17 protein-coding genes are annotated in these 20,932 nt (G+C 66.1%); 13 read left to right on the top strand and 4 right to left on the bottom strand.

Going from position 1 to position 20,932, the window contains the following annotated elements; translation table 11 throughout:
- Window positions 1-41: 41 nt before the first annotated feature.
- The 12 genes from N1027_RS05765 to N1027_RS05820 all read left to right on the top strand — a co-directional run bounded on the left by N1027_RS05765 (window position 42) and on the right by N1027_RS05820 (window position 16,784).
- Complete coding sequence (locus tag N1027_RS05765) at window positions 42-1,313, top strand: ABC transporter substrate-binding protein (RefSeq protein ID WP_259506064.1); 1,272 nt, start codon at window positions 42-44, stop codon at window positions 1,311-1,313.
- Entirely contained in the window at window positions 1,310-2,269 is a 960-nt protein-coding gene (locus N1027_RS05770; protein WP_259506065.1) for a carbohydrate ABC transporter permease, read from the top strand. The genes N1027_RS05765 and N1027_RS05770 overlap by 4 nt, the downstream gene beginning before the upstream one ends.
- A complete protein-coding gene (locus tag N1027_RS05775; RefSeq protein WP_259506066.1) occupies window positions 2,262-3,131 on the top strand; it encodes a carbohydrate ABC transporter permease in 870 nt (289 codons plus the stop codon). Before N1027_RS05770 ends, N1027_RS05775 begins: the two co-directional genes overlap by 8 nt.
- A 20-nt stretch (window positions 3,132-3,151) precedes the next feature.
- A complete protein-coding gene (locus N1027_RS05780) occupies window positions 3,152-4,702 on the top strand; it encodes an alpha-L-fucosidase (protein WP_259506067.1) in 1,551 nt (516 codons plus the stop codon).
- Window positions 4,703-4,788: 86 nt separating this feature from the next.
- Window positions 4,789-6,339, top strand: coding sequence for an alpha-L-fucosidase (locus tag N1027_RS05785; protein WP_259506068.1), 1,551 nt, complete (start codon window positions 4,789-4,791; stop codon window positions 6,337-6,339).
- Window positions 6,340-6,344: 5 nt separating this feature from the next.
- Window positions 6,345-7,340 carry a zinc-binding dehydrogenase gene (locus tag N1027_RS05790; RefSeq protein WP_259506069.1) on the top strand — a complete coding sequence of 332 codons (996 nt, stop codon included), beginning with the start codon at window positions 6,345-6,347 and terminating at the stop codon, window positions 7,338-7,340.
- A 48-nt stretch (window positions 7,341-7,388) separates the two neighbouring features.
- The gene (locus N1027_RS05795) at window positions 7,389-8,447 is read left to right on the top strand and encodes an aldo/keto reductase (RefSeq protein ID WP_259506071.1); all 1,059 of its coding nucleotides are present in this window, start codon (window positions 7,389-7,391) and stop codon (window positions 8,445-8,447) included.
- Complete coding sequence (locus N1027_RS05800) at window positions 8,444-8,857, top strand: RbsD/FucU family protein (RefSeq protein ID WP_259506075.1); 414 nt, start codon at window positions 8,444-8,446, stop codon at window positions 8,855-8,857. The genes N1027_RS05795 and N1027_RS05800 overlap by 4 nt, the downstream gene beginning before the upstream one ends.
- A 51-nt stretch (window positions 8,858-8,908) precedes the next feature.
- Window positions 8,909-12,205, top strand: a complete 3,297-nt coding sequence (locus N1027_RS05805) for a glycoside hydrolase family 2 TIM barrel-domain containing protein (protein WP_259506077.1) — start codon at window positions 8,909-8,911, stop codon at window positions 12,203-12,205.
- Entirely contained in the window at window positions 12,202-13,710 is a 1,509-nt protein-coding gene (gene arfA, locus N1027_RS05810; RefSeq protein ID WP_259506079.1) for an arabinosylfuranosidase ArfA, read from the top strand. Before N1027_RS05805 ends, arfA begins: the two co-directional genes overlap by 4 nt.
- Window positions 13,704-15,089: a glycoside hydrolase family 5 protein gene (locus N1027_RS05815; RefSeq protein ID WP_259506081.1), complete on the top strand. Its 1,386-nt coding sequence runs from the start codon at window positions 13,704-13,706 to the stop codon at window positions 15,087-15,089. Before arfA ends, N1027_RS05815 begins: the two co-directional genes overlap by 7 nt.
- A 66-nt stretch (window positions 15,090-15,155) precedes the next feature.
- Complete coding sequence (locus N1027_RS05820; RefSeq protein ID WP_259506083.1) at window positions 15,156-16,784, top strand: GH39 family glycosyl hydrolase; 1,629 nt, start codon at window positions 15,156-15,158, stop codon at window positions 16,782-16,784.
- A 149-nt stretch (window positions 16,785-16,933) separates the two neighbouring features.
- Here N1027_RS05820 and N1027_RS05825 read toward each other — a convergent pair whose 3' ends face one another.
- The 3 genes from N1027_RS05825 to N1027_RS05835 all read right to left on the bottom strand — a co-directional run bounded on the left by N1027_RS05825 (window position 16,934) and on the right by N1027_RS05835 (window position 19,683).
- On the bottom strand, window positions 16,934-17,242 hold the full coding sequence (locus tag N1027_RS05825; RefSeq protein ID WP_259506084.1) for a GNAT family protein: 309 nt from the start codon (window positions 17,240-17,242) through the stop codon (window positions 16,934-16,936).
- A gap of 440 nt (window positions 17,243-17,682) precedes the next feature.
- A complete protein-coding gene (locus tag N1027_RS05830; RefSeq protein ID WP_259506085.1) occupies window positions 17,683-18,249 on the bottom strand; it encodes a YbhB/YbcL family Raf kinase inhibitor-like protein in 567 nt (188 codons plus the stop codon).
- 18 nt (window positions 18,250-18,267) lie between these two features.
- Window positions 18,268-19,683, bottom strand: a complete 1,416-nt coding sequence (locus N1027_RS05835) for an MFS transporter (protein ID WP_259506086.1) — start codon at window positions 19,681-19,683, stop codon at window positions 18,268-18,270.
- Between the two features lie 88 nt (window positions 19,684-19,771).
- On the opposite strand from N1027_RS05835, the gene N1027_RS05840 reads away from it, so the two are divergent.
- Entirely contained in the window at window positions 19,772-20,227 is a 456-nt protein-coding gene (locus N1027_RS05840; protein WP_259506087.1) for a MarR family winged helix-turn-helix transcriptional regulator, read from the top strand.
- Between the two features lie 239 nt (window positions 20,228-20,466).
- On the opposite strand, the gene N1027_RS05845 is transcribed toward N1027_RS05840, so the two are convergent.
- Window positions 20,467-20,913 (bottom strand): MarR family winged helix-turn-helix transcriptional regulator, encoded by a 447-nt coding sequence (locus N1027_RS05845; protein ID WP_259506088.1) that lies wholly within the window; start codon window positions 20,911-20,913, stop codon window positions 20,467-20,469.
- Window positions 20,914-20,932: the final 19 nt, after the last annotated feature.

Here is a 20,932-nt window from a genome sequence, read left to right on the forward strand (position 1 = left end):
TGGAGTCGTAACGTTTCGCTCAAGTACTCAAGGAGGAGTTCATGAAGTCACAGTTCTCAAACACGAGGAGCCGGAAACGCGTAGGCGTCTCCGTCGTGGTCGCGGGCGTGCTCGCCCTCGGGCTCGCTGCCTGTGCAGGAGGCAGTAGTGAAAGCTCGGGCCTCGACGGCGACACGCTCAAGATGTACACGTGGATCGGCGGCAAGGCCGACAAGCAGCAGTGGAGCGACTACATCGCCGGAGGAGTGCAGGCCGACCCGGAGATGAAGGTGAGCTTCTCGGGGCCGCCCATCGGTGACTACTACACCAAGCTCCCCACCGTGATGAGGAGCAGCAGCTCGCCCTGCCTGGTCACGTTCCAGAACGGCCGGGTGAACCAGTACGTGCAGGGGCTGGAGCCGCTGGACGACCTGGCGAAGGAGAACAACCTCGACCTGTCGGCCTACAGCTCGGCGATGCTCGAGCAGCTCAGCGTCGACGGCAAGCTCTACTCCATCCCGTTCAACGCCGGGCCCACCGTGGTGCTCTACAACAAGCAGATGTTCAAGGACGCCGGCGTGGCCGAACCCACCAACGACTGGACGACCGACGACTTCATCGCGGCAGCGAAGGCGACCACCAAGGACGGCGTGTACGGCTTCGCGATCCCGCAGGCGTCGAACCCCATCGCCACCCTCATGGCGGCCGATGGCCACGCCTGGGCAGACGAGAACGGTCCGTTGCTCGATGACCCGAACTTCCACGACGCGCTGCAGCTGCTCGTCGACCTGGCCAACAAGTACAAGGTCGCGAAGCCGCTCGAAGCGGCCGCGGGCGGGACTTTCCCCGACATCGACGCCTTCAACACGGGCCAGGCGGCCATGGAGATGCAGGGGCTGTGGGATCTGCAGCACGCGCAGGAGTCCCTCGGCAAGGACAATGTCGGCATCGCCGTCATTCCGAGCAAGAGCGGCGCCTCCAAGGGGTTCATCGGCGGATCGGGCTTCGGCATCACGAAGACATGCGGCGACAAGCAGAAGGCTTTCGAGGCCATCGAGGCGATGACGAGCAAGACCGGACTCGAGTTCGTCACCAAGTCCCAGGCCTCCGTGCCGGCACGGCTCGACGCGCTGGACGCCTGGTCGGCCAATGCCGGATCGCCGGAGTTCGCGTCGGTCATCGAGCAGATGACCGGTGACGCGACGCCCTCGCCCGTTCCGTCGAACCAGGCTGAGCTCGACACACTCCTCACGCAGTACGAGGTGGATGCCTTCTCGGGTAAGAGCACGGTCGACGAAGTGCTGCAGCAGGTGAAGGCTGGCCTAGCGCAATGACGTTCGTGCGTCTGGACCGTGCGGAGGAAGAGGTCGCCGACGGGTCCGTCGCCCCACCGGACCCCCCGAAGGACCGGCTTCGCCGCCGGCCCCTCGGGGGCCCCCGCTGGGTGGGGTGGGCCTTCGTGCTCCCCGGCCTCATCGGGCTCGCGGTGTTCATCGTCATACCGCAGATCGCGTCGCTGATCCTCGGATTCTCCGACTCGACCCTGCTGGGAGGCACCCAGTTCACGGGCGCGGAGAACTACGCCCGCCTGCTGCGTGACCCGCAGTTCCTCAACAGCGTCCTGGTGACGGCGATCTTCGTGCTCGTCTACGTCCCGGCGAACATCGCGATCTCGATGGCGATGGCGATGTGGCTGAAGACCCGCATCGCGGGGCGCAACTGGATCCGTGTGATCTTCCTGATCCCGGCCCTGTCGCCGATGGTGGCCAACGCCGCGGTCTTCCGATTGCTCTTCCAGCAGGATGGCGTCATCAATCAAGCTCTGGCGGCGATCGGGCTCGGGCCGATCCCCTGGCTCAGCGACGGCAATTGGGCGCTGGCCGTCGTGATCGGCGTGTCGGTCTGGCAGTCGTTCGGCTACAACATGATCGTGCTCGGCGCGGGCCTCGACTCGATCAGTCCCGACGTCATCGCGGCATCGAAGATCGACGGCGCCGGCCGCGTCCGCCGCCTGGTCTCGATCACGCTGCCCCTGGTCAGCCCTGCCCTGTTCTTCACCACTGTGCTGACCGTGATCGGCGCCTGGCAGACCTTCGCCCAGGCCTACGTGATCACGGGCGGTGGCCCGGGCAACAGCACGATGACGATCATGCTGTACCTCTATCAGACCGCTTTCACGAACAACGAGCTCGGCTATGCGTCGGCCATCGCCACCGTGTTGTTCCTGATCATCGCGATCTTCACGCTGTTCCAACTCTGGGGGCAAAAGAAGTGGGTCCACTATGACTGATCACCAGCTACCGGCCTCGGGCTCTCGCTGGCGTCGCCGGGGACGGACCGTCGGGTTCGCCGCCAACACCACGGTGGCGTGGCTGTTCGCGCTCGTCTTCTCGTTCCCGCTGATCTGGACCTTCTTCACGGCGCTGAAGCCGGGGAACGAGGTGTTCGGCGCCCAGATCAGTTTCATCGGCTCGAAGGTGCTCTGGTCCAACTTCGTGGATGCATGGACCGAGGTCGACTTCGGGCGCCTGCTCGTGAACAGCCTGGTCGTAGCCGCCATCTCGACCGTGCTCACCCTGATCGTCGCGACCCTGACGGCGTTCGCGTTCGCGCGGCTGCGATTCCCTGGCCGGAGTGCGATCTTCTTGCTGTTCGTCATCACGTTGACGCTGCCGAGCGAGGTCGCCGTCGTGCCGCTGTTCCTCGGATTCGACCAGGCAGGGCTCGCCGACACCTGGTTCGCGCTCATCATCCCTGGCCTGTTCGGAGCCTTCGGAGCGTTCCTGCTCCGGCAGTTCATGCTCCAGATCCCGGGGGAACTGGAGGAGGCTGCCCGGCTCGACGGAGCCTCCACGTGGCGCCTCCTGATCAGCGTCATCGTTCCGCTGGTGCGACCGGCCCTGTCGGTGCTGGCGATCTTCGCCTTCCTCGGCAGCTGGAACAGCTTCCTGTGGCCGCTGATCATCCTCAACAGCTCCGACAAGTGGACGATCCCCATCGGGATCGCCGGATTCACGACACAGACGGGCACGCAATGGGAGCTGCTGATGGCGGCTTGCGTGATGACGATCGCCCCCGTGGTGGTCGTGGTCGTCTTTGCCCAGAGACAACTGGTGGCCGCGATCGGCGCGGGCGCCTTCGGCGGCCGTTGAGCCCCGACGAACGGAGACGTGTGAACCTCGAACCGCTTGACACCACGACCCTGCCGGCGCCGGTCGACGTGTCGGACAACCGTCCGGCGCTCGCGATGGTGGATGCCGTCATCGAAGCCGGGCCGTACGACGCCACCTGGGAGTCGCTGTGCTGCTATCGCGCTCCGCAGTGGTACCGCGACGCCAAGTTCGGCATCTTCCTGCACTGGGGAGCCTTCTCGGTGCCGGCCTTCGGCAACGAGTGGTACCCCCGCACGATGTACCAGCGCGGCACGCCCGCGTTCGAGCACCACGTGGCGACCTACGGACCGCATGATCAGTTCGGCTACAAGGATTTCCTTCCGCATTTCCGGATGGAGCGCTTCGACCCGGAGGAATGGGTCGCGCTGTTCAAGCGCGCGGGCGCGCAGTTCGTGGTGCCGGTTGCCGAGCATCACGACGGCTACGCGATGTACGACACCGAGCGCTCGCGCTGGAAGGTGACCCAGGTGGGGCCGGAGCGCGACGTGATGGGAGACCTCCTGTCGGCGGTGGATCAGGCCTGGCTGATCACCGGCGCGTCGACCCACCGGGCGGAGCACTGGTTCTTCATGAACGGGGGAGCGGAGTTCGACTCCGACGTCCGCGATCCCGCCTACTCCGACCTGTACGGCCCGGCGCTCCGCAAGGAGATGAACCCCACCGAGCGGTTCCTGGAGGACTGGCTGCTGCGCACGGTCGAGATCATCGACTCCTACCGGCCGCAGATCCTCTACTTCGACACTGGAATCGAGGAGCCGTCGTTCGAGCCCTACGTGCGGAGACTCGCCGCGTACTACTACAACCGGGCGGCGGAGTGGGGGCGCGACGTCGTCATCAACTACAAGTGGGACTCGTTCTGCCCCGGTTCCGCGGTGCTGGACATCGAGCGCGGCACGATGGGCGGCATCCGGCCCGACGTCTGGCAGAACGACACCTCGGTGTCGCGCACGTCGTGGAGCTGGGTCGAGGGGCACGACTACAAAGACGCCTCCGAGCTCATCCAGGAGCTCGTCGACGTCGTCTCGAAGAACGGGAACCTGTTGCTGAACGTCGGTCCACGGCCCGACGGCACCATCCCTGAGGAGGAGGCCGCCTTGCTGGAGGCGGTCGGCGACTGGTTGGCGGTGCACGGCGAAGCGATCTACGGTTCCAGCCCGTGGGTCGTGTTCGGCGAAGGGCCCACTGCTCCCGCCGCCGGCTCGTTCACCGACGCTGCAGCGGCCGTTTATACCGCGGAGGACATCCGCTTCACGACGATGACCGAGGTCGGCCACGATTACGTCTACGGGATCGGGCTCGTCCGTCCGGAGGACGGCCGCATGCGGATCCGCGGCTTCGGCTCGGACAGCCGGTTCATCGACCGTCCGATCATCGATGTGCGGGTGCTGGGTTCGCGGCAACAGCCGGAGTGGACTCGCACGGGCGAGCAGCTGGAGGTCGTGCTGCCCGACTCCGAGCTGGCAGGTCCCGGCGGTGCCGTGGTGCGGATCGAACTGGCGCCACAGGGCGCCGAGGCGCGCATCGACTTCTTCCACGGCCTGAACCTGTAGCGGCGATGAGAGCCCAGAGACAATTGGTGACCGCGATCGGCGCGGGCGCCTTCGGCGGCCGTTGAGCCGCAAAGGACGGAATACACGTGAACCTCGAACCCCTTGACCCCACGACCCTTCTGGCACCGGTTGACGTGTCGGACAACCGTCCAGCGCTCGCGCTGGTCGATGCTGTCATCGAAGCCGGGCCGTACGACGCCACCTGGGAGTCGCTGTCTCGCTATCGCGCTCCGCAGTGGTACCGCGATGCCAAGTTCGGAATTTCCTTGCACTGGGGAGCCTTCTCGGTTCCGGCATTCGGCAACGAGTGGTACCCGCGCACGATGTACCGGCGCGGAACTCCCACGTTCGACCACCACGTGGCCACGTACGGACCGCACGACCGCTTCGGCTATAAGGACTTCCTTCCCCATTTCCGCATGGAGAAGTACGACCCGCAGGCGTGGGTGGCGTTGTTCAAGCGCGCGGGCGCGCAGTTCGTCGTCCCGGTCGCCGAGCACCACGACGGCTACGCCATGTACGACACCGCACGCTCACGCTGGAAGGTGACCCAGGTGGGCCCAGAGCGCGACGTGATGGGAGACCTCCTGGCGGCGGTCGACCAGGCCTGGTTGATTGCCGGCGCGTCGACTCACCGGGCGGAGCATTGGTTCTTCATGAACGGGGGAGCGGAGTTCGACTCCGATGTCCGCGATCCCGCCTACGCCGATTTGTACGGCCCAGCGCTCCGCAAGGAGATGACCCCCACCGAGAGGTTCCTGGAGGACTGGCTGCTGCGCACAGTCGAGATCATCGACTCCTACCGGCCCCAGATCCTCTCCTTCGACACCGGAATCGAGGAGCCGTCGTTCGAGCCCTACATCCGCAGGGTCGCCGCGTACTACTACAACCGGGCGGTCGAGTGGGGGCGCGACGTCGTCATCAACTACAAGTGGGACTCGTTCGCGCCCGGTTCCGCGATGTTCGACATCGAGCGGGGCACGATGGCCGGTATCCAGTCCGATGCCTGGCGGAACGGCACGTCGGTGTCGCGGACGTCGTGGGGCTGGGTGGAGGGGCAGGACTACAAGGACGCCTCCGAGCTCATCCAGGAACTCGTCGACGTGGTCTCCAAGAACGGGAACCTGCTGCTCAACATCGGTCCCCGCGCCGACGGAACCATCCCCGAGGAGGAGGCCGCATTGCTGGAGGCGGTCGGCGACTGGTTGGCCGTACACGGCGAAGCGATCTACGGCTCCAGCCCGTGGGTCGTGTTCGGCGAGGGGCCCACGGCTGCCACCGCCGGCTCGTTCACCGACGCTGCAGCGGCCGTTTACACCGCGGAGGACATCCGCTTCACCAGGATGACCGAGGTCGGCCACGATTACGTCTACGGGATCGGGCTCGTCCGTCCGCAGGACGGCCGCATGCGGATCCGCAGCTTCGGCTCGGACAGCCGGCTCGTCGACCGACCGATCATCGATGTGCGGGTCCTGGGTTCGCGGGAGCAGTCGGAGTGGACCCGTACGGGCGAGCACCTGGAGGTCGTGCTGCCCGCCTCCGAGCTGGCGGGCCCCGGCGGCGCCGTGGTGCGGATCGAGTTGGCCCCGGAGGCTGCCGAAACGCGCATCGACTTCTTCCACGGCCTGAACCTGTAGCGGCGATGCGTGCCTTCGTGATGGACGGACCCGGTCGCGGATCGGTGGTCGAGGTGCCCGATCCGCGGATCGGCGACTACGACGCCGAGGTCGAGATGCTCTGGTGCGGCGTGTGTTCGAGCACGGACAGGATGCTGCGCGACGGCACCTTCCGTGGCGGTGTCTCCTACCCCAGCATCCTCGGCCACGAGTCGGTCGGCCGTGTGTCGGCGGTCGGTTCAGGGGTGCGGGGGCTGGCGGTCGGCGACCTGGTCACGCGGCCCGCTGCCTACAGCGCCGGGTCGGCGCCCCTCGCGATGCACTGGGGCGGGTTCGCCGAGCGGGGCGTGGTGCACGACGCCCGGTCGGAGGCCGAAGACCAGGGGCTGGTGCCAGCCCCGGTGCCCTGGGTGCGGCTCGACGCCGGCTCCGATCCGCTGAGCGCCGCCCTCGCGATCAGTCTGAGCGAGACATTCAGCGTCGCCTGCCGGGAGGATCTGTTGGGTGCGACGGTCGTCGTGGTGGGCACGGGCGTCGCGGGGCTCTCTCTCATGCGCTACGCATCGCTCCTCGGCGCTTCGCAGGTCATCGGCGTGGGGCGCCGGGCCGAGCGCCTCGAACAGGCGGCACGTGCCGGAGCAACGGAGACCTTGCTCGCCGACGATGCCGCCGGTGAGCTCGCGCGGCGCCATGACGCCGACATCGTGTTCGAGGCGTCCGGCCAATCCTCGATGGTGGACATCGAGTACGGCTGGCTTCGTTCCGGCGGCCGGCTCGTCGTGTACAGCGCCCCCGCGGGCACCGCAGAGCTCGACCTGATGGCGGCACCGAGAGATGTGACGCTCCGTGTCGCGTCGACCCAGGAGACCGCCGTACTGCCCGGCATCCTGCGACTCGTGCAGTCGGGCTACCTCGACGTCGATTCGTTCGTCACGCTGCGCGTCGACCTTCCCGATATCGGCGCTGCCTTCGACGCCATCGATCGTGGCGACGTCGTCAAGGCGATGGTGCGGCTCCACTGAAGCGCCCGTCCGCCGGCACCCCTGAACTTAACGAAACGGAGAACAGACATGATCAAGATCGACAGCGTGCCGACCCGGCGCCTCGCGAGCGGGGCAGTGATGCCCGCGATCGGGATGGGGACCTTCGGGTCCGACCGCTATGGGGCGGAAGAGGTGGCCGCGGCGGTCGGCGGCGCGATCCGGGCCGGCTACCGTCTGATCGACTGCGCGTCGGTGTACGGCAACGAGGCGGAGGTCGGTGCCGTGCTTCGGGAGGCGATCGCCGGCGGTGTCCCCCGCGACCAACTCTTCGTCATGACGAAGGTGTGGAACGACGCGCACGAGCCGGATGCAGCGATCGCCTCGGTGCGTCGGTCGCTGCGCGACCTCGGACTCGACGTGATCGACGCGGTGTTCGTGCACTGGCCGTTCCCCAACCACCATGCACCGTTCGCCGACGCGGCCGACCGCGACGCTGATGCACGCCCGTACATCCACGAGGAGTTCATGGCGCTCTGGCACGCGCTGGAGGGCCTCGTCGACGAGGGAGTCGTGCGGCACCTCGGCACCTCGAACGTCACGATCCCCAAGCTGACGGCGATCCTTGCCGATGCGCGGATCCGCCCGGCGCTGAGCGAGATGGAACTGCACCCGTGCTTCCAACAGCCCGAGCTCTTCCGGTTCTGCCTCGATCATGGAATCCAGCCGGTGGGCTACTCTCCCCTGGGCTCGCCGTCGCGACCCGAACGCGACCGCATCGTCTCGGACGTCTCGGACATGGAGCATCCTGTCGTGGTGTCGATCGCACGCGCGCACGGGGTGCATCCGGCGATGATCTGCCTGAAGTGGGCGGTCCAGCGCGGACAAGTCCCGATCCCGTTCTCGGTCAAGCAGTCGCAGTACGTCGCCAACCTGCGGGCGGTGACGGAGGACCCGTTGACGCCCGCCGAACTCGAGGAGCTGCGATCGGCGGACCAGAACAACCGCCTCATCAAGGGCCAGGTGTTCCTGTGGCCGGGTGCCGGCAGCTGGCTCGACCTGTGGGACGTCGACGGCACGATCCCCAGCTGGGACGGCTACGCCGCAGATCGCGCGGCCGGCCGCGTAGCAGCGGATGTGTCCGCATGATCACCGGCCCGCTCGTCCATCCTCCGCTCCTGGAGGCGCTCGCTTCGTCGGGCCACGGCTCCGGGGTGCTCATCGCCGACGGGAACTACCCGTACCTGACCGCCACCGGACCAGGCGTGCGCCTGATCCATCTCAATCTGCGTCCCGGGCTCCTCGACGTCACGTCGGTGCTCGACGCCGTGCTCACCGTCGTCAATATCGAATCGGCAACCGTCATGCAGACTCCGCCCGAGGTCTCTGCCCCGGCGCAGGACGAGTATGCACGGAGGCTCGGCGGCGACGTGCCGATGGAGAAGGTCGACCGGTTCGCGTTCTACGACCGGGTGCGCTCTTCGGATGTCGGCGTCGTCATCGCCACCGGAGACGAACGCCTGTACGGCAACCTGCTGCTCACGATCGGTCTGCGCTGAGAAGCGCCCTGAGCAGCCACACCTGAACACCTGACCGGATTAGAGGAGACAATGACAGCGACGCCCGACTGGAACGACCCCGCCGTCCACGAGTGGGGGAGTGAACCCGCTCATGCCACTCTCGTGACGTACGACACACGGGCGCAAGCGGTGCGGGCCGATCGCTCGGCATCGGTCTTCCGGGTCAGTCTCGACGGAGACTGGAAGTTCCGGTGGTCACCGAACCCCGAGTCGCGGCTCCCCGATTTCGCAGAGGTGAACACGGACGATTCGGGCTGGGACGTGCTCCCGGTTCCCTCGAGCTGGCAACTGCACGGGTACGACTACCCGATCGGAGTCAACACCGTGCTGCCGTGGACCGGCGAGAACGGCAAGAACGAACAACCCGCTCCCACCGGCGACTACCCGCACGCCCCGACGCGCTACAACCCGGTCGGACAGTATCGGATGACATTCGAGCTCCCTGACGGCTGGGCCGGCCGACAGACGTTCATCCAATTCGAAGGCGTGGAGTCGGCGTATTACGTCTGGATCAACGGCCAGCGCATCGGATACCGCGAAGACAGCTATACCCGTGGCGAATTCGACCTGACCCCGTACCTGCACAGCGGGCGCAACCTGCTGGCCGTCGAGGTGTACCGGTGGTCAACAGGTTCCTACCTGGAGAACCAGGACAATGTGCGGCTCTCGGGCATCTTCCGCAGTGTGCTTCTGCTCTCTCGCCCGCCGGTGCTCATCCGGGACTTCACCGTCAGAACGTCGCTCGCCGACGATTTCACCGAAGCGGCTCTCGAGCTGAGCGTCGACGTGCGCGACTCCGCCGGCACGCGCACCGGGGAGCACTTCCAGGTGCGGGCGACGCTCTTCGATGGAACGGATGCCGGGGCGGTCGACGTCTGGTCACGATCCGCGCCGGTCGAACTGGTGGCTCCCGGCCGAGACGCATCCGCGACGCTGACGGAGCCGGTGGCGTCGCCTCGTCTCTGGTCTGCCGAGCGCCCGGAGTTGTACACACTGGTCGTCGAGCTCTGCGACGCGAATGCGTCGGTCGTGGACCGCGTATCCACCCGCGTCGGCTTCCGCCGAGTCGAGATCGTCGACGGCGTGTACCTGATCAACGGGCAGCCACTCTCTCTTCGAGGGGTCAACCGACACGAGTGGAATCCGCGAACCGGTCGCACCCTCAGCTCGGCCGACATGATCGCTGATATCACTCTGATGAAGCAGAGCAACATCAACGCCGTGCGCACGTCCCACTATCCGAACGACCCGCGGTGGTACGAACTCGCCGACGAGTACGGGCTGTACGTGTTCGACGAGGCGAACAACGAGACCCACATCAACCGCGTCGACGCTGACGGGCGACCCAACATCCCGGGCGATCGCCCCGAACTCCGGGCGCCGCTGCTGTGGCGGATGCGGAACCTGGTCGACCGGGACAAGAACCACGCGTGCGTGATCGCCTGGTCGATCGGCAACGAGTCGGGAGTCGGCTCGAACCTGAAGGCCATGTACGACTGGGCCAAGGGGTACGATCCGACCCGCCCGGTGAGCTATCAGGATCCGAACGGCTCCGGCTCGCCGGTCGTGCCCTCCGACATCTCTGATTTCGACGGTGACTTCTACCCGCCGGTCGCCGAGCTGATCGACCGGGCGGGTCGCGATCCGCGGCCCTACCTGCTCGTCGAGTACGCGTTCAGCCAGGGGAACACGTCTGGCTACTTGGATGAACACTGGGCGGCCATCCGTGACAATCCGGGTCAGGTACTGGGTGGCTTTCTCTGGGACTGGGCCGACAAGGGGCTGTGGTGGGAGATCCCAGGGCGGCAAGGCGCGGAATTCCTCGCCTACGGCGGTGATTGGGGCGACGATCCCAACGAAGAAGGCGCACACATGAGTGGCCTGCTGCTTTCCGACCGTACGCCGACACCGAAGCTGGAGGAGGCCAAGCTGGCCTACCAACCCGTGACCATCACCCCGGTAGACCTGGACACCTGGACCATCAGGCTCACGAATGAGTACCTGTTCACGAGTTTGGACGGGCACAGACTGCACTGGGCGATCACGGAAGACGGACACGCGATCACCAGCGGAACGATCCCTGGCGATCAGCTCTCGGTAGCACCTTTGCAGAGTGCTGAGATCACACTTCCGTGCTCGCTGCCGGAGCAGCTGCGGGCCGGTTCCGAATACCGGCTGGAGCTCTCGATCGTTCTCGACACTCCTACGTCGTGGGCGGAAGCAGGCCACATCGTAGCCAGGGCACAAGTCGCACTTCCCGTCGTTGCTCCCACCCTCTCCCCCATTCCGTCGGCGGAGCTGGCCTCGCCGAACGTCCGCCAGACCGACGAGATGATCGAGGTCGCGGGCGTCGGCTACGCGGTGAGGATCGACCGCTCCACCGGCCGGCTGACGTCGTTGCGATATGACGACCGCGAAATGCTGGCAAGCGACCTGATGCCGAACTACTGGCGTGCCCCGAATGATCCGGAGCTGTCGATACCCGAATTCAGAGCGACCCTGCCGGAGCCCTCGGGGCCGTGGCGCGGCGTCGGTGAAGACTGGGCTGTCAGCGAGATCGAATCGTCGTCCGTCCCGGGTGGGGTCAGGGTGACTGTGCGCGGAAGCGTCACCACCACGATCCCGTTCCGTCCCAGCGACCGCATCACGACGTCGCCTCAGTCGATCGTCTACACGATCTACGGCAACGGGCAGGTGGATGTGCTGTCGACCTTCGAGCCGGTGCCCGGCACCCCCAACCCGCAGGTCGTCGGGACGACATTCGGGCTCCGGCCCGAGTTCGCGACCATCGAATGGTACGGCCGAGGCCCATGGGAGTCGACCGCTGACCGGCGGAGTTCGGCATTCTTCGGACGCTACTCGGGAACGGTCGCGGATCAGGTCACCCGATACAGCCGGCCGCAGGAGAGTGGGAACAAGGCCGACACCCGCTGGGCCGCTCTCACCGACGATGCCGGTAGGGGGGTGCTGCTGGTGGCTGGAGGAAGCATGCACCTCAACGCCCAACCGAACAGTCCAGCTGAACTGTCCGGACACCGTCACTGGCACGAGGTGCCGGAATCGTGGCGGACCGTCGTGCGCGTCGACGCTGCGCAGGAAGGCCTCCTGGGCGGCAACTGGGACCTGCTGACGCGCCCGGACAAGTACAGCAACACGCCGGCCAAAGGGCCGTACAGCCTCCTGTACCGCATGCTTCCCCTGCGCGTCGGGCAGGATCCGGCCGCTTTGGCAACGCACTACGTGGAGACCGACCTCCCGTATTCGCCACCGGCGCCCCTACACGAAATTCCGTCGTCCGAACCCACACTCACCATGGAGGCATCATGACTCAAGCCCATCTGACCCTCGACCCTCATTTCGTGGTGGGTCGCATCGATCGCCGCGTGTTCGGCAGTTTCGTGGAGCACCTCGGGCGGTGTGTGTATGACGGCATCTACGAACCGGGCCATCCGACGGCGGGCGAGGATGGATTCCGCACCGATGTGATGGATTTGGTGCGGGAACTCGGGGTCTCGGCCATCCGCTATCCGGGGGGCAACTTCGTCTCCGGCTACCGCTGGGAAGACGGGGTCGGTCCGCGCGAAGAGCGACCACGTCGCCTCGACCTGGCCTGGCACTCCGTGGAGACCAACGAGATCGGTCTGGATGAGTTCGCGCGCTGGTCGAAGGCGGTGGGCAGCGAGATCATGTACGCCGTGAACCTCGGCACCCGGGGGGTGCAGGAGGCACTCGACGTGCTCGAGTACGCGAACATCCACTCCGGAACCGCGCTGTCCGATCAGCGGATCACCAATGGCACGATCGAGCCGCACGACATCCGCATCTGGTGTCTGGGCAACGAGATGGACGGCCCGTGGCAGCTCGGTCACGGCACCGCGCAGGACTACGCCCAGTTGGCCGGGAAGACCGCGCGGGCGATGCGCCAGCTCGACCCCGATCTCGAGCTCGTGGTGTGCGGAAGTTCCGGCGCGAACATGCCCACCTTCGGCGAGTGGGAGCGGATCGTGCTTGAGGAGACCTACGACGACGTCGACTTCATCTCCTGCCACGTCTACTACGAACCGGTGGACGGAGACCTGTCGAGCTTCCTGGCCTCGGCCGTGAACATGGACCGGTTCATCGACTCGGTCGTCGCCACCGCCGATCATGTCAAGGCACTCCGCCGCAGCGAGAAGACCATCAATCTTTCCTTCGACGAGTGGAACGTCTGGTACGTGTCGCGCTATGTCGACGTCGACAGGATCACCGACGTGACCAGCTGGCCCAAGGCTCCACGCCTGCTCGAAGACTCCTACTCCGTCCTTGACGCCGTGGTCTTCGGGGGTCTGTTGATCTCGCTCCTGCGCCACGCCGACCGGGTGACGGCCGCGAGCCTTGCGCAGCTGGTGAACGTGATCGCTCCGATCATGACCGAGCCCGGCGGGCCGGCGTGGCGGCAGACCACCTTCCATCCCTTCGCGATCACCTCCCGGCTGGCGCAGGGTGTGACCCTCGAACTGAAGCTGGACTCGCCCACCACACCCACCGCGCTGTATGGGGACGTGCCGGTGGTGGATGCGGTCGCCACCTACGACGAGACCGCCGGCGCGGCATCCGTGTTCCTGGTGAACCGCAGTCTCACCGAGGAGATCACCATCGAGATCGACGCGAGCCGGCTGGGCATGTCGGAACTCACCGCGCAGACACTCCACGACGCCGACATCCATGCGCGCAACACCCTCGACGATCCCGATCGGGTCGTGCCCGCCCCGAACACCAGCGCGCGGTTGCAGGACGGCGTCATCACCGTCACGCTGCCCGCCGTGTCCTGGACGGCGATCGCGCTGTGCTGAGGGTCGACGGAACCCGCATCGTCGAGGGGTCGGAGACGGTGCGTCTGCGGGGCTTCGGCCTGGGCGGCTGGATGAACATGGAGAACTTCATCACCGGCTATCCGGGTGCCGAGTTCCAGCAGCGGAAAGCGCTGCGCCGAGCGCTCGGCGAGGACGGGTACGAGAGGTTCTTCGATCGCTTCCTCGACTCCTTCTTCACCGACGACGACGCAGCGCTACTGCAGAGTCTCGGCCTGAACTCGCTGCGCATCCCCTTCAACTACCGTCATTTCGAAGACGACGACGCGCCGTTCGTGATCAAGCCGGAGGGCTTCCGCCTGCTCGATCGCGTGGTGGACGCCTGCGCCCGGCACGGCATCTACACGATCCTCGATCTGCACGCCCTCCCGGGTGCGCAGAACCAGCACTGGCACAGCGACAACCCCACGCAGTGGGCGAGTTTCTGGACCCACCGGCACTTCCAAGACCGCGTCGTGAACCTCTGGGAGCATCTGGCAGAGCACTACAAGGGCAACCCCTGGGTGGCCGGCTACAACCCCGTGAACGAACCCGCCGATGCCGACGGCTCGACCATCGGGCCGTTCTACGCGCGGTTGGAGGCAGCGATCCGTGCGGTCGATCCCGATCACATCCTCTTCCTCGACGGCAACCGCTTCTCCACGCAGTTCGACCAGCTGGGCGACCCGATGCCGAACTGCGTCTACACGGCGCACGACTACGCACTCCCGGGCTTCGTCGACGGTGGCCCGTATCCGGGAACCAGCCGGGGGCAGTACGTCGACCGCGACCGGGTCGAGCAGACGTTCCTCGACCGCACGCACTACATGCGCGAGACCGGAACCCCCATCTGGGTCGGCGAATTCGGACCGGTGTACACCGGCGATCCGCAGCGCGACGAGGAGCGGTACCGCCTCCTGCAAGACCAGCTGGAGATCTATGACCGCTACGACGCCAGCTGGGCGCTGTGGACCTACAAAGACATCGGCCTGCAGGGACTCGTGACGGCGCGCAGCGACTCGCCGTATCGCCGCCGCATCGAACCCGTCGTGGCGAAGAAGGCCCGGCTCGGTGTCGATTCATGGGGATCGACGGATGCGGGCGTGCGCTCGATCCTCGATCCGATCGAGGAATTGTTCGCCACCGAGTTCCCCGATTTCCAGCCCTACCCCTGGGGCGCGGAACGATGGATCCACGGGCACGTGCGTCACGTGATGCTCGCCGAAGCGATGGTCGGGGAATTCGGCCGCGCCTTCGAGGGCGTGGAGCCGGCGGAGGCTGCGGAGTTGGCCGGCGATTTCGCGTTGGAACGCTGCGACATCCGCACCAGGCTCGCCGACATTCTCCGAGCAGACGGCTCGGCAGGCGTCGTCGACGTGTGAACCGTCGTTCCCACCCGCAGTTTTCGCGATCACCACCCCACACCACCTTCTGAGGAGTTCATCCGCATGGCATCCGCCTCGTTCCCTGTCATCACGATCGATGACCGTGTCACCGAATCGACCGTTCTTCCGCATGTCTGGAGTCTGTGCGCGGGGGCGGGTCGGGCCAATGAGGCGTTGCGCGCTGATTGGCAGGAGCAGTTCCGTGAGGCGGTCGATCGTCTCGGTTTCCGGTATCTGCGTTTCCATGGCGTGTTCCATGACGACATGTTCGTGTATCGCGGCGCGTACGGTGGCGGGTTCGGGCCGGATGTGCCGCTCGAGACCCCGGTGCACACCTTCTCCTATGTCGACAAGGTGTTCGACTTCTTGATCGACCTGGGGGTGCGGCCGTTCGTGGAGCTCGGTTTCATGCCGCGGGAGCTCGCGACTCAGACCGAGACCGTGTTCTGGTGGGGTGCGCATTGCAGCCCGCCGAACGACATGGATCGTTGGGTGGAGCTGGTGGTGCGTTCGGTGGAGCACTGGATCGAGCGTTACGGTCTGGTCGAGGTGCGGGAGTGGCGGTTCGAGGTCTGGAACGAACCCAACCTGGTGCCGCATTTCTGGACCGGCACGAAGACCGAGTATTTCGAGCTCTACGCCCGCACGGTGCGGGCCATCAAGGCCATCGACCCCGGACTCAAGGTCGGTGGTCCGTCGACGAGTGTGTTCGTGCCCGACGAGCGGTACGCGGGGGAGACCGAGGACCGCTCGGCCGAGCACGCCACCGCCGCGGCCACCGACCCGGATGCGCTCGATTGGCGCCCGGTCTGGATCGAGGACTTCTTGGTGTGGTGCGCCGAGCGGGAGCTGCCGGTCGATTTCGTCTCGACGCACCTGTATCCCACGGATTTCGCGTTCGGGGCGAATGGTGAGGCGGTCAGTCTCACCCGGTACGCGGATGCGACCCCGGATGACTTGACGGTGTTGCGGCGGCTGATCGGCGGGAGCGCCTATCCGGGGGCGGAGGTGCACATCACGGAGTGGTCGAGTTCGCCGTCGAGCCGTGACCACATCCATGACACCGTGTTCGCGGCGACGTACATCACGCGGGCGTATCTGCGCTCCGCGGAGCTGGCCGATTCGATCTCTTATTGGACCTTCACCGACATCTTCGAGGAGGGTGGGGCTGGGCTCGGCCCGTTCCACGGCGGCTTCGGTCTGGTGAACGAGCAGGGCATTCACAAGCCGACCTTCCACGCTTTCGTCATGCTGAACCGGCTCGGTGACCGGCTGCTCGCCTCCACCGAGCGGGGTGTCGTGTCGCAGCACTCCGTGACCGGAGAGGTCTCGGCGGTGTTCTTCAACTACCCCGATCAGATGGGCAACCGGTCGGTCGGGTCGCGCACGTCTTACGAGGCGACGCGCGATCTGGTCGGCCTGGGTCCGGAGCAGCGCATCCGGCACACGATCGGCGGGTTGGAGCCCGGTGCTGTCTTCGCGGTCGAGATCCTCGCGCCGGGGCACGGCGACGCGGCCGAGGCGTGGAGCGCCATCGGTCAGCCCCTCAACCTCACGCGCGCCCAGACCGGCTACCTGCGCGAACAGGGCGACGCCCTCCAGCGCCACACCCTGGTCGCCTCAGAGAACGGCACCCTCGAGATCGATCTCCTGCTCGCCCCCTGGGCCGTGGCCTCGGTCTTCGCTCTCTAGCCGCCGCGATGAGTGCCACGGCGGTCGCGAAATCATGTCTCGGCTCCGGTGTCTGTGGAGTTGATCGCTACGTGGCGGCATTCTGTGATCGCTTGGTGGCGGGCGGTGCGCTCAAGCCGACCCCCAGCGGGCAGCAGTAGTTCGGATGGCTAGACCAGCGGCTTACGCATCCTGAAGTTTGTCAATGTAACGCCTCGCTTTTCGGGAGACTGGGAAAACCCAGCTATCTGGCCGCTGACAATCGCGACGAAGCTCTTTCGCGCGGCCATTGCCTTGTCCCAGCGATGAAGATCGCGCCCATCCGGATCGGCCCACGCCTGAATCTGCTCGCTCGTGTAATCCGCTGACGCAGTTTCGGTGACGGCGGCTAGGAACACCGCGAGGGTGCCGGTTGCATCGCCGTGTTCGTACGGCCGCACCTCGACGGATAGGTCATCTGGGATCGGCGATGTGTGCACTCTGACGTTTCTGACCGAATCTTCCTAGAGGTAGGGCTTGGTGATGAGCTCGATGGCGTGGCCAGCGGGGTCCTTGAAATAGACCCCTCGCCCGCCGTGCTCGGTGATTCGTCATTCGTCCAGTGCTGCGCGCAAGAGCCGAATCGCCTTCGGTCCCACTCCGTGAAGGGTCGCCAAATGATCGAGCCCGGCCTGCTCCACGTCGTTCAAGTCGTGAATTCCTGCCTGATTCAGCGCAGTGGTGGCAGGTGCACCGATGTTGGGAAGGGGTCGAGGAGAGTCCATGCACTGCAAGATACCGCCAGCATCGGGTGCCCGTAAATCAGTCGCTCACCGTGCACGAGACAGCGATGGCCATCCCCGTGTGGTGCTGACCGGCTGACTGCTCTGTGGATCGTGCTCAGAAGAATCGAGCCTCCTTTCGGTGGGCTGGCCGCGAGCTAGCGGATTTCATAGGTTCCGTCGAGGCGGGTTCGGGCGATGACGTGTCCGGTCATAGCGTGGAGGGTGTCCGCGAGGCTGAAACGGTCGGGGAGCTCTATCGGTTGGTCGAGGGCGAAGAGTTGGAAGGCATAGCTGTGCGGCCCGTGCGAGCGGATCGGGAGGGGTCCTGAGTAGCCGCGGCGGCCGAGTCCGCCTTTGCCGTGTTTGATTCCCCGGATTGGGCTGGGGTCGGTGAGCCCGTTCTCGGGGATGCTCTGCAGGGTCGGGTCGATGCCGAGGGTGAGGGCATGGGTGGCGGGTCGGGCGAAGGGCACATCGGGGTCTTGCACGATGAGCACGAGCTCTCGCGTGTCCGCGGGCGGTGTCGTCCATTCCAGGGCAGGTGAGATGTTGGGCCCGCGCAGGCGGCCGCGGTGTCGTTCGGGGATCGGTGCGCCGGGGGCGAATGCCGGGCTGCTGAGGGTGAAGGTCTCCGGTGCCTGAAGATCGGGATTCGCCCAGGCGAGGGTGTGGTGTCCGGCGCGTCGAGCGCGGAGGAGGACGCCGAGGGGATTGGCGGGCATGGTCGTGTTCGCTTCTTTCTAGGCCGGGGATTCGGTGCGGTTGAGGGTGCGGAGTGTGCGATCGAAGACCGTGAAGGCAATCGCGACGAGACTGACGCCGATCATGATCAGGCCGATGGTGTGCACACCACTGTCGGTGGCGTCGGTGTGGAAGACGATCCCGGTGATGGCTGACGACGCGATCGAGCCGATGTATCCGAAGGTGCGGAACAGGCCCGATGCGACCCCGAGCTGTTCGGGTGGCGCTTGGGTGTAGAGGGCGAGTTGATTGCCGCTGGAAGCGGTGCCGAGCACGATGCCGAAGATCACTGTGATGAACACGATCCACAGGATGCTGGTGCTGGAAGTGAGGAACAGTACTCCCACGGAGCCGGCAAGGCTGGCGATGGCGGCGACGATCACCGGGCCACGGACGAGGTTGCGGCGGGAGATCGGGAAGACGACGATCCCCGAGATCACGCTCATCGGCAAGAGGAGGAGTCCCGCGCTGAGGGCGGACATCCCGCGGGCGGCTTCCATCCACTGGGTGATGCCGTACATGACGACATACACGCACAGAGCAACGAGAGCGTACCGGAGGTAGGTGCGGGTGAGGGCGCTGTTGCGCACGAGCAGACGCACGTCGAGGAACGGTGACGCTGCACGCAGCTCCCAGAACGTCAATGCCGCGAAGAGAAGAACCGCCGCCACTAGCAGGAGCCAATTCGGATTCTGCAGCGAGAACACGAAGGCAAGAAGAGCAGACATCGCAAGGCCGAAGCCGACGATGCCGGTCAGGTCGATGCTGGAGAGAACGCCACGAACGCTTCTGCGGGTTTGGATGGAGGAATCGCGAGGAATCCAGATCAGCGCCGCGGCTAAGGCGATCAGCGCGACCGGGACATTGACGAGGAACACCCACCGCCATCCAGCGGTCTCCACGAGCACACCGCCGATCGGGAGGCCCAGCGCCGCTGTGGCGAGGCCGGCGATCTGAAGGCCGCCGAGCACGCTGCCGGGCGGTTTCGCCAGGCCGGCCGCTGCGGCGCGGCGTTGGATCAGCATCATCGCGGACGGGTAGGCGCAAGACGTGCCCAGACCGATCAGTACTCGCGCGATCAACACCATCGCGAGGTTCTGCGACACCCCGCCGAGCACGCCGCCGAGGAGCACCAGAATGATTCCGACGAGGAACACCCGCCGGGCGCCGAAGACGGCGGCCACCTTGCCTGCCGTGGGCTGTGCAATCGCGCTGGCGAGATAGAGCGCTGTCACCAGGGATGCGGTCTGGCCGATCGGCACCCCGAGGTCGGTGGCGATCGGCACGAGCGCGGTGGCGATCATGGAGCTGTTGATCGGGTTCAACGCCGATCCGATGTAGAGCGGGGCGGTGAACCGCCACGAGAACGGTTTGCTGGTCACGCCCGGCTCGTCGGCGGTGGTGGCTGATGGCATGGGCTGCTCCGAGGAAAGATGCTCCATCGATCGGCTGGGTCGATGTTTAGGTCTACTAAAGACTTTCGTTTAGGTACACTAATGAACCATGAGTGCGAATGCAAGTCAGGATCGACGACCATCGACGGCAGATCTCCCCCTCGGCGCTCAGGTGCGCTCGACGGTCGGACGGCTGTACCGGCGATTCCGGGCCGAGCGCCCAGAGGGCGCCCTCGGAGACGCCCCGTTGGATGTACTGAATTGGCTCCACAAGAACGGTCCACAGACCTTGACCGAGCTCAGCGAATACGGCCAGGTGGCTCCCGCATCGATGAGTCAGAGCGTGAACCGGCTCACGTCGGCGGGCTACGCCATCCGCAGCCCTGACCCAAGCGACCGCCGGAAGGTGCTGTTCAGCACCACTCCCGAGGGTGCCGAGCTTGCCCGGGCGGCGCGGACGCAGCGCGACGCCTGGTTGGACACCCAGCTCCGCGCACTCAGTCCTGATGAACAGCGCGCCATTGCGCACGCGTGCTCGATACTCAGCCGGATTGCTGACGACTGAACCGTCACCCGCGACGTCGACCTTCGGTGAGCCGTGGCAGCGTGGAAGTGCGGAATTCATGGTCGACGCTGATTCGACAGATCCGCCGGAGGCATGGATCTCATGCTTCACCTTCGTTCGGAGAAGCTGGAGGACATCAAGCCTGACGACGATCGATCCTCGAGTCTTCCATCACGGGTCGAGCCCCGATGACGCTTGAAGTCGGTTGCGGCTGAGAGACTCTTGACGCCAGCCTGCGCTCAGGCGCCGCGTAGGCTCTCGACGACGCGCTCGAGTGCGACGCGGATCGCATCCGCCTCTCCGGGCTGCAAGAAGTCGAGGAAGTTCTCCCGCACGAGCGCTACGTGCCCCGGGAACGCGCCGAGCACCCGGTCGCGTCCGGTCGCGGTGAGCGTGGCCACGACGCCGCGGTCGTCGCCAGGCGAGGACGCCCGCTCCACGAGCCCGGACTTCTCCAGCTGGGTGATCTGGTAGGTCAGGCCGCTGCGCGACACCACCAGCACGTCGGCGAGCTCGCTCATCCGCAGGCCGGCGGGCGCGTCGAGCAGGCGCGCGAGCACAGAGAACTGCAGCGGCGACAGCCCGTGCTCGCCGAGCTGGGTGGTGACGGCGCGCTGGATGAGGTCGCCGGCGGCCACGAGGGCGAAGTACGCGCCCAGCTCGTTCTCGTCGAGGGCATCGGTCACAGAGAATCTCCTCCGTCAG

Source organism: Herbiconiux aconitum (assembly GCF_024979235.1).
GTDB classification, from domain to species: Bacteria; Actinomycetota; Actinomycetes; order Actinomycetales; family Microbacteriaceae; genus Herbiconiux; species Herbiconiux aconitum.